This window comes from Paenibacillus sp. FJAT-26967, from assembly GCF_001541095.1.
GTDB lineage: Bacteria > Bacillota > Bacilli > Paenibacillales > NBRC-103111 > Paenibacillus_F.
On the sequence record NZ_LMXH01000001.1, the window covers coordinates 484,596 to 497,112 of the forward strand.

The 12,517-nt window shown below is 48.0% G+C and carries 15 protein-coding genes; 10 read left to right on the top strand and 5 right to left on the bottom strand.

From position 1 onward, the window contains the following. The first annotated feature begins 271 nt into the window (after positions 1-271). Genes AR333_RS02275 through AR333_RS02290 form a run of 4 tightly spaced genes read left to right on the top strand, consistent with a single transcriptional unit; the run spans position 272 to position 3,094 of the window. Positions 272-1,372 (top strand): quinone-dependent dihydroorotate dehydrogenase, encoded by a 1,101-nt coding sequence (locus AR333_RS02275; RefSeq protein ID WP_068773724.1) that lies wholly within the window; start codon positions 272-274, stop codon positions 1,370-1,372. A 21-nt stretch (positions 1,373-1,393) separates the two neighbouring features. Next, entirely contained in the window at positions 1,394-2,197 is an 804-nt protein-coding gene (locus tag AR333_RS02280; protein WP_068773725.1) for a GTP pyrophosphokinase family protein, read from the top strand. 48 nt (positions 2,198-2,245) lie between these two features. Continuing rightward, a complete protein-coding gene (locus AR333_RS02285; RefSeq protein WP_253735778.1) occupies positions 2,246-2,692 on the top strand; it encodes a DUF309 domain-containing protein in 447 nt (148 codons plus the stop codon). Positions 2,693-2,728: 36 nt separating this feature from the next. Further along, positions 2,729-3,094, top strand: a complete 366-nt coding sequence (locus AR333_RS02290) for a VOC family protein (protein WP_068773727.1) — start codon at positions 2,729-2,731, stop codon at positions 3,092-3,094. A gap of 273 nt (positions 3,095-3,367) precedes the next feature. Here AR333_RS02290 and AR333_RS02295 read toward each other — a convergent pair whose 3' ends face one another. Continuing rightward, the gene (locus tag AR333_RS02295; RefSeq protein WP_068773728.1) at positions 3,368-3,877 is read right to left on the bottom strand and encodes a thioredoxin family protein; all 510 of its coding nucleotides are present in this window, start codon (positions 3,875-3,877) and stop codon (positions 3,368-3,370) included. Between the two features lie 273 nt (positions 3,878-4,150). On the opposite strand from AR333_RS02295, the gene AR333_RS02300 reads away from it, so the two are divergent. The 4 genes from AR333_RS02300 (at position 4,151) to AR333_RS02315 (ending at position 8,654) form a co-directional block, all read left to right on the top strand. Next, complete coding sequence (locus AR333_RS02300; RefSeq protein ID WP_301336109.1) at positions 4,151-4,918, top strand: pseudouridine synthase; 768 nt, start codon at positions 4,151-4,153, stop codon at positions 4,916-4,918. A 123-nt stretch (positions 4,919-5,041) separates the two neighbouring features. Beyond that, complete coding sequence (locus AR333_RS02305; RefSeq protein WP_068775094.1) at positions 5,042-5,845, top strand: Cof-type HAD-IIB family hydrolase; 804 nt, start codon at positions 5,042-5,044, stop codon at positions 5,843-5,845. 45 nt (positions 5,846-5,890) lie between these two features. Further along, positions 5,891-7,393 (top strand): MDR family MFS transporter, encoded by a 1,503-nt coding sequence (locus AR333_RS02310; RefSeq protein WP_068773729.1) that lies wholly within the window; start codon positions 5,891-5,893, stop codon positions 7,391-7,393. Positions 7,394-7,607: 214 nt separating this feature from the next. After that, positions 7,608-8,654: a hypothetical protein gene (locus tag AR333_RS02315; protein ID WP_068773730.1), complete on the top strand. Its 1,047-nt coding sequence runs from the start codon at positions 7,608-7,610 to the stop codon at positions 8,652-8,654. Positions 8,655-8,729: 75 nt separating this feature from the next. Here AR333_RS02315 and trxA read toward each other — a convergent pair whose 3' ends face one another. Then, complete coding sequence (trxA, locus tag AR333_RS02320; protein ID WP_068773731.1) at positions 8,730-9,047, bottom strand: thioredoxin; 318 nt, start codon at positions 9,045-9,047, stop codon at positions 8,730-8,732. A 236-nt stretch (positions 9,048-9,283) separates the two neighbouring features. Between trxA and AR333_RS02325 the strand changes: the two genes are divergently transcribed. Then, on the top strand, positions 9,284-9,553 hold the full coding sequence (locus AR333_RS02325) for a hypothetical protein (RefSeq protein WP_068773732.1): 270 nt from the start codon (positions 9,284-9,286) through the stop codon (positions 9,551-9,553). A gap of 108 nt (positions 9,554-9,661) precedes the next feature. On the opposite strand, the gene AR333_RS02330 is transcribed toward AR333_RS02325, so the two are convergent. Beyond that, positions 9,662-10,057, bottom strand: coding sequence for a helix-turn-helix domain-containing protein (locus AR333_RS02330; protein WP_068773733.1), 396 nt, complete (start codon positions 10,055-10,057; stop codon positions 9,662-9,664). Positions 10,058-10,364: 307 nt separating this feature from the next. Beyond that, on the bottom strand, positions 10,365-10,760 hold the full coding sequence (locus AR333_RS02335; RefSeq protein WP_068773734.1) for a helix-turn-helix domain-containing protein: 396 nt from the start codon (positions 10,758-10,760) through the stop codon (positions 10,365-10,367). Positions 10,761-10,950: 190 nt separating this feature from the next. On the opposite strand from AR333_RS02335, the gene AR333_RS02340 reads away from it, so the two are divergent. After that, complete coding sequence (locus AR333_RS02340; protein WP_068773735.1) at positions 10,951-11,157, top strand: helix-turn-helix domain-containing protein; 207 nt, start codon at positions 10,951-10,953, stop codon at positions 11,155-11,157. A gap of 99 nt (positions 11,158-11,256) precedes the next feature. Here the strand turns inward: AR333_RS02340 and AR333_RS02345 are convergent, their stop codons facing one another. After that, complete coding sequence (locus tag AR333_RS02345) at positions 11,257-12,393, bottom strand: GGDEF domain-containing protein (RefSeq protein ID WP_253735697.1); 1,137 nt, start codon at positions 12,391-12,393, stop codon at positions 11,257-11,259. Between the last annotated feature and the right edge of the window lie 124 nt (positions 12,394-12,517).

Consider the following 12,517-nt stretch of genomic DNA (forward strand, 5'->3'; position numbering starts at 1 on the left):
ATACTCCAGCGGAACCGTTCCGCAATTACAGGATAACAGCTCAACCATTCAGCCGTCTCCGACCAGTAGTATCCGCATGATTGCTTATGCAGCACAGTTTTCAAACCGTAGGGCTAGAAGAAAGAAGTTCAAAGCACGCGATAAAACAAGCTGCACAGGGGTATATAATTTCATGCGATTGGAATCGTTCTCAATCCAAAATATTTTGCAATATAACGGGGAACAGGATAAACTGACAAATGAGAGTTAAGAGGAACGGAGTGTCGACTGCATGGTATATAAATCGATTGCCAAGCCGGTCTTGTTTCGCATGGATCCGGAGAAGGCGCATCACCTGACTGTCCACGGTCTTGAATTTGCTTCAAAGGTCCCCGGACTTCCATCCTGCATTCAGGCAGTTTGGGGTGTACGCAAGGCGGCGGAGCTGCAGATGAGTTTGTGGAATCTGTCCTTCCCGAGCCCGGTTGGTCTTGCTGCGGGATTGGACAAGAATGGAGTTGCCGTTGCCGGATTTTCACAGATGGGCTTCGGTTTCATGGAAGTGGGCACGGTTACGCCCAAACCCCAATCCGGCAATGATAAACCGAGGCTTTTCCGCCTTCCTGAGGACGATGCACTGATCAACCGTATGGGGTTCAATAACCTGGGGGCGCAAGCAATGGCGGACAGTCTTGGCAAACTCAAGAGTACGCCCATCCCTGTGGCCGTCAATATCGGTAAAAATAAAGTGACTCCCAACGAGCATGCTGAAGAAGATTACCGCTCGTGTATCCGCACGCTGTATAGCCATGGCGATTTTTTTGTCGTCAATATCAGTTCACCGAATACACCGGATCTGCGTAATTTGCAGCATGGCAATGATTTGCAGCGGCTGCTTGACGCTGTCGTAGGCGAGATGAACGCCCAGCATCAGGAGCATGGAGGTTCCCCGAAACCTGTTCTTGTTAAGATTGCGCCGGATCTTACGGATATCGAACTTCAAAGCACGATATCCGTAATCGAGGCCAGCGGCGTATCGGGTATTATTATTTCGAATACCACGCTTAGCCGGGATGGACTTAGCCATCCGAACCGTGATCAAGCCGGGGGGCTTAGCGGACGTCCGCTTACAATCCGCTCTACAGAGCTGATTTCGCGTGTGTATGCAATGACCGGAGGGAAGCTGCCGATCATTGGCTCCGGCGGAATTTTCACTGCCCAGGACGCTTATGACAAAATAAAAGCGGGAGCCAGTCTCGTTGAAATCTATACCGCGCTTATTTATGAAGGGCCGGGGATTTTGAAAAAGCTGAATGAAGGTCTGCTAGCTTTGCTTAAAAAGGATGGCTATACCCATATTTCCCAGGCAATCGGAGCAGATCATCGATCTTGACTGGAAGTGGAGGCAGTTTGAATGGATGGAAGAGATTGGAAGAAGTTTTTGTTTCCTTATGAACAAACCGCAGAAGAACTCAAAATCAAATTCAAAACGTTACGGGCGGAACTGAAAAACAGGGAAGAGTATTCCCCTATTGAGTTCGTTACCGGACGCGTTAAGAAAATTTCCAGCATCCTCGAAAAAGCCAAAAAATTAAATGTGTCTATGGACGATTTGGAGACCGGTATCGAAGATATCGCGGGAATCCGCATCATGTGCCAGTTTGTGGAAGATATTGAAACACTCCGTGAGCTGATACATCAGCGTAAAGATATGACCGTCTTATATGAGAAGGATTATGTCGCCAATAAGAAGGAAAGCGGCTACCGGAGCTTCCATATCATTATTGAGTATCCGGTACAAACGTCGCTTGGTATGAAAAAGGTGCTTGCCGAGATTCAGCTGCGAACACTGGCGATGAATTTCTGGGCAACGATCGAGCATTCTTTAAATTATAAATACAAGGAAAGTATGCTGCCTGATGAAGTCCGGATCCGGCTCAGCAGAGCGGCGGAAGCCGCCTACGTACTCGACCAGGAGATGTCGAATATACGGGGTGAAATTGTAGAAGCACAGAAGCTGTTTGAGGATCACTCCAGCCTCGTAACGGTTGTACTGAACTGTATTCAAATGCTGTACTTTTACCACCGGGTCCGTGAGGCCGTGCAATTTCAAATGCGGTTTAATGAGATATGGGAAAAAGAGGACACAAGAGCGCTCAGAGCCCTTAAGGAAGAAATCGAGGAAGCGATTGCCCGTGCCAAGAAGGGCGGGCGCTAGGGCGGATATTATTTTCTCCGTGACGAAGAGGTCTCCTCAGGTTTGACAATGACCCGCGCCGGTTTTGCCGCCGATTGCAAGGGGGAGTTAGCGATGCATGTTTACGATCCTCTATACACTGCCTTTTTGTACGAATTTAATATCAGCCGGGATTATTATGAATGCCACGAAGTACTGGAGAAGCTCTGGCTGGAGGAAGGCCGTAATCCTTATTATCAGGGTTTGCTGCAAATCGCAGTCGCTCTGTACCACCATGGCAACGGGAATGTAAGGGGAGCAGTTAAGCTGCTGGAAGCGGGGATCTATAAGCTGGAACCTTACAAAGAGCAGATACTGGGCATAGAACTTGGTATCCTATTAGCAGACGCGCGCCTATACCTGCGGCGGCTGCGCAGCATACAGACACAGCCGTTTGAGCCTTATCCCCTTGACATCCATTATACGGACCGGCAGCTTGAAATGATCATCCGGGAACGGCACAACTCAGAGAGTTAGCTTAAGTATGACTAACACGATCGGGAGTGTGGAACTATGATTATTGGTCTTCATCACGCTCAAATTACAATTCCTCCGAATCAGGAAGAGCAGGCGAAGCAGTTTTATTGCGGCGTTCTGGGGCTTGAAGAGATCGCGAAACCGGCCGCTTTGGCCGGACGGGGCGGTTTCTGGGTCACGGCAGGTGACCGGCAGATTCATATCGGCACAGAGAACGGAGTGGACCGTATGCGGACTAAGGCGCATCTTGCCTATCAGGTGGAGGATATCGCGGAAGCAGAGTGCAAGCTTGCCGAAGCCGGTATCGAGGTACTGGATGCCGTCCCGATTCCCGGCTATGAACGGTTTGAATTCCGGGATCCATTCGGTAACAGAGTGGAACTGATTCAAAAAGCGGATTGAACATAGAAGCGGAGCGGCGGACCATGCGTGGTTTGCCGCTCTTGGTTTGTGGGGGCAGAGGTGAGAATGAGAACGAATGGGAACAGGGAAGATTAATAATAGGATGAAGCAGGAGATTTTGAAATGCTGTACGTGCATGGACTAATTTTCCGTCCCTTGTGAGACCGTTCCTGTGCCAGAAGGAGAGAGTGCAAACGCTGCTGAACATAAAAAAGGATAGAGACTCAGACGCTATGCTGAGTCTCTATCCCGCTCTCTACTATCCGGTTTAGATTACTTGCTCTTATACTTGTTGAAGAACTCTTTGAATTTCTCAGGAGTGTTGCCTTCCGTGGCCCCATTCTCGGGTACGCCGCCTACCATCTTGTCTACCTGAACGCCATCTTTGTAATAGACGAGTGTAGGTGTGTACTCGATGTTGTATTTCTGCCAGCCTTCTTTGAATTCCAGAAGGTTGAACTGCTTCACATCTACACCGAGTTCCTTCTGCAAAGGAACCAGCACCGGCGTGGTTACTTTACAGTGCGGACAATCCGCGCCGTAGAAATACAGGAAGAAGCTTTCTTTGTCAGCGATCCGTTTGTCTAATTCTGCCGGTTTGATCAGATTCTGATAATTAGGATCTTCAAGTATGTCGCGGGTAGCGGGTTGAAGTTTGGAAGCCGGTACACCGTAAAGTTTGTTCGCGGCTTCGTCGTTGCCTTTATTGGATTGCTTTGTTAACACGAAAATCCCGGCAAAGAGGATAATGATAATCCCCAGATAAATGCCTAACTTTTTCATAATACACCCCTCTTGAAATGATCAGAATTACTTTATTTACTTCTGGATGCAGTTGTCAGAATCCTGCTTGTTGTGCCAGAAAAAGTGAGCATTTCGTGAAAAAATGAAAAGATTGACGAAAGCTGCGTGTGCAAGAATCGGAGGAATGTACTATAATACGGGTAATTGAGTCGTGCGAATAGGTTGTCCCGACACCTGCCCTATCCCTGATGCCTGGGGAAAGAGGGCTTTTATTATGGATAGAATAAGAAATCGAGGAGGTGGAACGAATTAGTGAAACGCACAACGATACGGCTCGACAAATTATTGTCTCATATGGGATGCGGAACCCGCTCCGAACTCAAGAAGCTAGTGAAGCAGGGAGCTATTAAAGTCAATGGTGCACTCGCGAAGGACAGCGGATTACAGGTTGACCCCGAGGGGGACCGCATCACCGTTAACGGTGAAGAGATACGGTACAGGGAGTTTGTTTATCTGCTGCTCAACAAGCCGCAGGGTGTCGTATCGGCAACGGAGGATAACCGGGACCGGACTGTGATCGATCTGCTCGGCAAGGAATACGCGCCTTTCGATATTTTTCCGGTAGGGCGGCTGGACAAAGATACGGAAGGGCTTCTACTCCTTACCAACGACGGTAAGCTGGCCCATAATCTTCTCTCCCCGCGCAAACATGTTCCGAAAACCTATTTTGCCCATGTAGAAGGAATGGTTGGAGAGAGTGACCGACAGGCATTCGCGGCGGGGGTGGAGTTTGACGACGGCTATATCACGCTACCGGCTGAACTGCGCATCCTATCCGCCGGGACGGCCGGGGAAACGCCGATGACGCATATTGAGTTAACGATTCATGAAGGTAAGTTCCATCAAGTGAAACGTATGTTTCAGGCAGTCGGTAAACGAGTCGTTTATCTGAAGCGGATTTCGATGGGCCCCCTGGTACTCGATCCCCTGCTTGGGCTTGGAGATTACCGGGAATTATCGGAAGCCGAGCTGTCTTTGCTCAAAAATTACGGAACGGGCAGTAAGTATGAAAGAAATTAAGTAAGAAAGAAAGAAAGAAAGCTAGTCTTGCTATATCTGTCGTGGAATGTGTCCTTGGAAGATGAATCTTACAGGGACAGGCAGCCTACGACCTATAAACGAATGGAGAAGGGAGCCGGCAGCATGGCTTATCAATTAATTGCTCTCGACGTCGACGGCACCCTGCTGAACGATGATTATTTATTAACGGAACGTACCCGGAATGCGGTAAGGGCTGTACATGAACAAGGAGGCCGGATCGTCCTCTGCACCGGAAGAGGTCCGGCAAGTGCAATTCCGGTTCTGGATGAGCTGGGTTTGGAAGGAACCGTTATTACCCATAACGGCGGAGCTACGATTCAAACTCCCGGGCTGGAGCTTCTGCATCAATATGCATTCCCGGTTGCGCAGATCGCGGAAATGATTGATTACTGCCGCAAGCATGGGGTGCATTTTGATGTGTGCGCGCCGTTTGATATGTATGTGGAGCGCTGGTCCGAGGTGGAGCAGGCGATGTATAAGAAGTTTTTTGTGACCCCGCATCTTGTGGAGGATGTGACGGCTCTTGAAGTATCGCTTGTGAAATTTACTTTGTACAGCGCAGACCCTGCCGTGATGGATGCGGTAGAAAAGGATTGGAGCCTTTCGGGATTGTATGGTGAACTGAGAATGATCCGCAGCGGGGAACATTTTATCGATGTCATGCATGAACAAGCTACCAAAGGCAATGCGCTTCGCCGTTTGTGCGCTCAGCTGCAGGTCCATCCGGAACACGTTCTGGCCATCGGCAATTATTACAATGATATAGAAATGCTTTCTTTTGCGGGTCTTGGGATTGCCATGGCGAATTCGCCTGCCGGAGTACTCGAACAAGCGGATGACAGCACGGCATCCAATAATGAAGACGGCGTAGCTGAGGCATTGGAGAAACACATTTTAAACGGCTGAGAAGAAATGAAAAATAGAGTCTAATTAAGAAAGGCGGTGCTGCCAATGGTTCAGTCTGGTGACACCCATAAAACCAAAGTTCTGCTTGCCATCATGGTCGTAACATTCTTGTCTTCGATAGAAGGCACAATCGTGTCCACAGCGATCCCTCGTATTGTCGGTGATTTAGGCGGGATGGATCTTATGAGCTGGGTCGTATCAATTTACCTGCTTACCACTGCCGTAACCACGCCGATTTTCGGCAAATTGTCCGACTTGTACGGGCGCAAGAAAATTTTCGTTATCGGGACAGGGCTTTTTCTTATCGGTTCTATGTTGTGCGGTATTGCGCAGACGATGGAGCAGATGATTGTGTACCGTGCCCTGCAAGGCATTGGCGCCGGCGCCATTCTGCCGGTTACCATGATTATTGTCGGAGATATTTATTCTTTCGAGGAGCGTGCCAAAATTCAAGGCTGGATCAGCGGAATCTGGGGATTGTCCGGAATTCTGGGTCCACTGGCAGGCGGCCTGATGGTGGATTACGTTTCCTGGCGCTGGATTTTTTATTTTAACATTCCTTTCGGGATAGTCTCGATTGTACTGATTTCCGCTTATCTGCATGAAAGCAAGGTAAGAACGAAACGTCCGATTGATTATCCGGGGATTCTCAGTTTCACGGTCTTTACGACCGCGCTCATCTATGCTTTGCTCAGCGGCGGCAGCCAGTATGCCTGGAATTCGCCGGTGATTGTAGGTCTGTTCGTTATTTCGGCTGTTTTTCTTGTTATCTTTATTGCGGTTGAGAAAAAATCCCCCGAGCCCATGCTGCCGCTTGACTTGTTTAAGGACAAGCTGCTGACGCTGATTAACTCGGCAGGCTTCCTGCTGAGCGGGCTGCTGGTTGCCGTCACGATCTACTTGCCCCTGTGGGTACAAAGCGTAAACGGGGAGGGAGCGACAGGCTCCGGGCTCGCCCTGGTCCCGCTTTCCCTGTGCTGGACAGCCGGCGCGGCTTACGCGGGCCGGAAGTTCGTGAAACTGGGCGTCCGCACCACAGTTCTAATCGGTGTGGCCGCTATTTCTCTGGGTTCTGTCGCCCTTGCATTCATGACGCCTGCTACTCCGTCCTGGATGCTGATCTTCTACACCGCACTGTTCGGAATCGGCTTCGGGCTATGCTTCACAGCCTATACCATTACGATGCAGTCTGCCGTCGGCTGGCGTATGCGAGGGGTCGCGATGTCTTCGCATACGTTCATCCGTACGCTCGGCCAGACGCTCGGTATTGCTGTTTTTGGGATGCTGTATAACAATGCCTTGCACAAATATCAGGCGGCTCATCCCGATACGGTGGGCGGTCTTGATCTCAACAAGGTGATAGGAGCGGAAGGTCGTGCGACAATACCTCCCGAGTCCGCAGCAGGAGTTACAGAGCTGTTTGCGTTCGGATTGGAGCGGATTTTCATGTCTCTGCTTATCATTGCGGCGGCAAGCGTTCTACTCAGTTTGTTTCTGCCGCAGCGGTTTCATGTTGTTGAAGAGGAAGAAACTCCGGTTTCCGGTTAAGATTGCACGACCCAAGGCTTCTCCATGTTTTCGTGGAGGAGCTTTTTTTAATTGAAGCTAAGATGTCCCTGCATGTACTTGCGGTCTAAACGGATTGGAAGTCATCACATATATTCCCGGTGAACGGGATATTCTACTTACTGACAATGATCCGGGAAAAGCCGGGCACGTTGGCTTTCATCGTCCGGGAATACCGATAAGGGAGGCAGAGCGAATGGCCCATATTGTACTAAGACCCGACTTGAAAACGGCGGGCGGAGAAGTTACGGAAATATTGGTTGACGGCCGTTTTGCCGGAATTATCAGTTTGGTTTACCGTGAAGGGGAGCGGATGGCCGGGGGTATTCAGCTTGAAGATGTGGAGCTAACGCCTGAGGATAAGCACGAAGTGGATATTTTTATGCGTGATTATATCCAGTGGCAGGTAGATGCCCTCAATATCCGCGAATGTGATATTGTACTGACTTATGGCAGTTACGACTTGATTATCGGTACACCGGAGAATGACTCGGATACGGAAGCCGCTTATACGGACGATGAAACGGAACTCGAATGGACCCGGGATGATTTAGAATATGAAGATTATGAACAAGACGGGCTGGAAGACCTTAGTATGGTGGAAAAAGACCATGCAGCCGCCTACGATGCCGAGCCTGACTATGAACTGGTACTTATAGAAGAAAACCGGGGCCGAGTCCGCTATCAGTTGTTTGATCCGGGTTCGCGCCTTGTGGCGGAGGCCTCATGCCGGATTTACGGTACAGAAGCCGTATGTATGCTGGATTGGGTCTTCGATCCTCTGGAAGAGGAGATGGAGCTGGCCTCCAATCTGATCGTAGCCGATTTCCAGGAGGAGGAGACGGAGAATTTCCTGTTCCACAGCCGGTTCGACGGAGAAATTGTAGACACGCTCGAAATTTCGCTGGAAGAATTCGATGCGGATGAGCTGGATGCGGAAGGGGATGAGTTCTCTGTCATCTTATCTCGCGATGATGGGGATACACTGACCTATGAAATATACGATCAGGAGTATGGCGGGCTTCCGGTGGGAATTGCCACGATTGATGTCAGCGAAGCCGATTGTACAGGATTTATCGACTTTAGTCAGACCGATAATTCGCGGGAGCGTCAAGTGATTGCCGGGCTGCTGATGGAGGAGCTGGATAAAGAGCAGGAATATGATTCCTTGCATATTTCGATGCTGTACCGGAATAAGCTGATCGATGAAATTATGTTCGAGAACATCCCGGTTCACCATTAACTGCATAAACAAGAAGCAAGGGTCATGAAGAGACCCTTGCTTCTTTTGATTGGTGCATTCATTTTATTTCATTATTTATTTGTGCTCGTTTACGAGTGCTTTGAGTGTCTGTATAGATTGCACACCTACAAACGATTTCACTTCCGTACCGTTCTTAAACAATTTCAAAGTAGGGATGCTCATAACTCCGAATTTAGACGGTGTTTCCGGGTTGTCGTCCACGTTCATTTTAGCGATGGTGACAGCTTCTCCGGCTTCAGCATTCAATTCATCCAGAATAGGGCTCTGCATTTTGCAAGGACCGCACCAAGGTGCCCAGAAGTCGACAAGTACAAGGTCGTTGCCGGCGAGTGTTTCCTGGAAATTCTGATCGTTAATTGTAATCAAAGACATAGGTATCCCTCCGTTTATCGATATTATTTATCTAAAAAGCTCCTTAACCTATGCGGCACTTATGCCTTATAGGCGTTAACCGAAGTTAACGGGGAGGCGTTTTATAAAAAGAAAAACTGTAACTATTTAAGTTACTTATATCTATCATATTAAATATTACAGTTAAAAATGTCAAGACCAACTTTCCACATTCGACATTTTCAGTCATAATCGAAGTGGAAGGAAGTGGAACGTATATGAGTGTCCTGCAAAATGAATTGACACATCTTATCTTCCTCGCGGAGGTAGTTCTTACCGCACGTAAGAAAGATTTGATGGAAGAGACGCTGCAGTGTCTGCTGTATGTGATCAAATCGCTGCCTGAGGTAGAAGTTCCGGATTCTGTAGGGGACCAAATCGCACAGCTGACACAGAGGATAGAAGATCGTTTGCGTCAGGAGAACGAACGGATTCAAGAAATCCACGCCAACATTGCACATACAAACAGGCCAGCCCCTTCCAGATAGAAGGGGTATTTTTTGTACCTATAATGAGACAATCCCTCTGTATACGGATACGTTAAATCCGCCCAGAGGGATTGATCATGTCCAGCCGTTATGCAGCATTGCTTAAGTCTAAGAACCAGATTCGGAATCGGATGGTTTGTTACGTTCTTTCCAGAACAAGGCGCTGAGCATACGCTCAATCCATTCCTTATCCATATCGGTCAGTTCGATACCGTCAAATATAAGATCATTGTCATGCAGAAATCTCCGCAGATTAACGGGCGTCTTGGGTAAGAGCACCTCAGCATCCGGAGATTCCAGGTAACCTGCGATCGTCATTAGATCCGCATAAGGAATATTAAGGCCTTCGGACAGCTTCATTAACACCTCGGGAGAGGGGACATTACGGTTTCCGTTCTCCAACTGCGAAATATAACCGGCTGAAACGCCTGAGCGGTCCGCCAATTCACGAATCGTGTACCCTTTAAGTTTGCGGAGATCTCTGAGTTTATCATAGAAAAACATAGGCAAGCACCTGCGATCTGGTAAACATTAGTTAACATTTTTATCATATCAGGGAAAATAAGGTTTTTCAATTGGTTAACGGAAGGAAGCAGAACCGGAATAATGATTGCAAAAGTAAATTCGTTTGTTTCCATCAGTGAAATAAAATGATAGAATGTCAACATAGCGCATACAAACAGCCGTCCCCTTTGACAGACAGCAAGGGCCTTTTTATGCTTGTAATTAGACAATCCCTCTGGAGTTGGATACGTTGATCCGTTGCAGAGGGATTGTTCATGTTAAGCAGCTATGCAGGATTGCATGAGGTCTAAGAGTCCGATTCGGAATCGGACGGTCTGTTCCGTTGTTTCCAGAACAAAGCACTGAGCATACGCTCCATCCATTCCTTGTCCACATCGGTCAGTCGGATACCATCAAAAATAAGATCATTGTCGTGTAGAAATCTCCGCAGATTAACAGGAGTCCTCGATAAGAGCTCCTTAGCCTCCGGAGCTTCGAGATAGCCGGCAATCTTCATTAAATCCGCATAAGGAATGTTAAGTCCTTCAGACAGTTTCATTAATACATCCGGGGAAGGTGCATTGCGATTCCCGTTCTCGAGTTGTGAAATATAGCCAGCGGATACACCTGAGCGGTCAGCTAGTTCGCGGATTGTGTATCCTTTAAGCTTGCGGAGATCTCTGAGTTTATCATAGAAAAACATAAGAAAACACCTGCGATCTGGTAAACATTAGTTAACAAATTTATCATAGCAGGGAAAATAAGGTTTTTCAATTGTTAAAGGGAAAGAAGCAGGACAAGATCTTTGATTTCTATAGTAAATTTATGTGTTTGCAACAGTGAAATAAAATGATAGAATGGAATTTATTAGGAAGTGGAAAAGAGGGGACGCTGTGCGAATTACCGCTAAATCGGAGGAACTTATTCGTAGAAGAATGCTGCTGGGCTTGACTCAAAGAGAATTAGCCAGACAAACGGGGCTTAGCCATGCCTATATCTCGCTGGTTGAGAGATCGATGAAATCGATCGGCCCCGGCGCTGCCAAGCGCCTCAGCAGCGTTCTCGGTAAACCGGTTGAAGAGCTGTTTACTATTCAATAATGATAAAAAGCGATGCGGGCCGGGACAGCCTGCATCGCTTTTCTTATGTAGTGATTCTTTTTAGAGCCGTGTCCATTGATCTTCTATGTACGCTGTTTATTAGGCTCCAAAACGGACGACCTTGTTCTTGCCGGTTGTTTTGGCTTTGTACATGGCTTCATCCGCCTGCTTAACGAGCTGCTGCGCAGTACTGCCCTTCTTGAAGCTGCTGTATCCCATGCTGACGGTCACAATAGTCTCTTCCTCAATGCGTCTGCGTATATTCTCGGCCAGCTTAGCCGGCGAAGTGTCAGGATCTGTGATAAGCACGACAAGCTCTTCTCCGCCATAGCGTCCCACGATTCCGCTGTCCTCCGCTTCCTGTTGCATGATGAGCGCGACCTGCTTGAGCATCTCATCCCCCATATGATGTCCTTTGGTATCATTAAGTTTCTTGAAATTGTCGATGTCGCTGAACAGAACGGCTACTTTCTTATTGAGCCGGATATACTGGGCAACCCGCTTGTCAAAATATTTGCGGTTGTATACTTTAGTTAGTCCGTCAGTAATGGAGGATTGGTAGATCGCCTGCATAAGTTCAACAATACGGTCAAACAAAAGAAGAAAAAGAATGCATATGTACCCGATGGGGAGAAACCATTCCGCAAGCGTCAGCCACTTATGTTCACCTGCGAACATGTAGGTGTTAATGGTATGAGCCGTCTGCTTGGCGAAGAAGATGGTCATGATCGTTTGAAATTTGCCCTGCTGCCCGACCATCGGTGTGATCATATAGGCGCACAGAAAGATTAAGACGAACATATAGAGGTTGATAGGCAGATCGGCAAGTAAGGCTGCCTGCTGCGCATTGCCGTCCGTTGTGGGATAGAAATGAAAGACGGACACGCCAAGTGCCAGAACAATGAGCCCGTAGAAATAAATATACTGGCGTCTTTTAGTCGGATTATAGAGCTGATAAATGCCCAGATTAACCATGACGAAAGATACCGCCTGCAGAAGGTCGTCGATGAATCCCGTCAGATCGTTCAATCCTCCGGTTGCTTGCCAGTAAAGCCGCAGCATATTATGGACCAGCATGAGAATGATGGAGAGCGTCATAGAAAAATAAGCTTTTTTACGACGGGTATAGTAGAGTCTTCCAGAAATAAACAGCATAAGAGCTAGAATCACAAGGATCATAGAGGTGGCGGTATCGGGCCCCCATACTTCAATCGGCGCATTCCACAAGATTAACATTCCTCCGGTTTAATCCGTTCCAGATAACGGAAAAAGTCAAATGTACGTTCGTATTTCCAGCTGCTCTCATTATAGCAAAAACCTAATTGCAGCAAAATAGGCTTCTTTCCAAAATGTTACATTC

What these genes read in the sequence shown, in the direction of transcription:
- AR333_RS02275 (WP_068773724.1), top strand. Translation starts at nt 272, where the DNA reads ATGGTATATAAATCGATTGCCAAGCCGGTCTTGTTTCGCATGGATCCG.
- AR333_RS02280 (WP_068773725.1), top strand. Translation starts at nt 1,394, where the DNA reads ATGGATGGAAGAGATTGGAAGAAGTTTTTGTTTCCTTATGAACAAACC.
- AR333_RS02285 (WP_253735778.1), top strand. Translation starts at nt 2,246, where the DNA reads ATGACCCGCGCCGGTTTTGCCGCCGATTGCAAGGGGGAGTTAGCGATG.
- AR333_RS02290 (WP_068773727.1), top strand. Translation starts at nt 2,729, where the DNA reads ATGATTATTGGTCTTCATCACGCTCAAATTACAATTCCTCCGAATCAG.
- AR333_RS02295 (WP_068773728.1), bottom strand. Translation starts at nt 3,877, where the DNA reads ATGAAAAAGTTAGGCATTTATCTGGGGATTATCATTATCCTCTTTGCC.
- AR333_RS02305 (WP_068775094.1), top strand. Translation starts at nt 5,042, where the DNA reads ATGGCTTATCAATTAATTGCTCTCGACGTCGACGGCACCCTGCTGAAC.
- AR333_RS02310 (WP_068773729.1), top strand. Translation starts at nt 5,891, where the DNA reads ATGGTTCAGTCTGGTGACACCCATAAAACCAAAGTTCTGCTTGCCATC.
- AR333_RS02315 (WP_068773730.1), top strand. Translation starts at nt 7,608, where the DNA reads ATGGCCCATATTGTACTAAGACCCGACTTGAAAACGGCGGGCGGAGAA.
- trxA (WP_068773731.1), bottom strand. Translation starts at nt 9,047, where the DNA reads ATGTCTTTGATTACAATTAACGATCAGAATTTCCAGGAAACACTCGCC.
- AR333_RS02325 (WP_068773732.1), top strand. Translation starts at nt 9,284, where the DNA reads ATGAGTGTCCTGCAAAATGAATTGACACATCTTATCTTCCTCGCGGAG.
- AR333_RS02330 (WP_068773733.1), bottom strand. Translation starts at nt 10,057, where the DNA reads ATGTTTTTCTATGATAAACTCAGAGATCTCCGCAAACTTAAAGGGTAC.
- AR333_RS02335 (WP_068773734.1), bottom strand. Translation starts at nt 10,760, where the DNA reads ATGTTTTTCTATGATAAACTCAGAGATCTCCGCAAGCTTAAAGGATAC.
- AR333_RS02345 (WP_253735697.1), bottom strand. Translation starts at nt 12,393, where the DNA reads ATGTTAATCTTGTGGAATGCGCCGATTGAAGTATGGGGGCCCGATACC.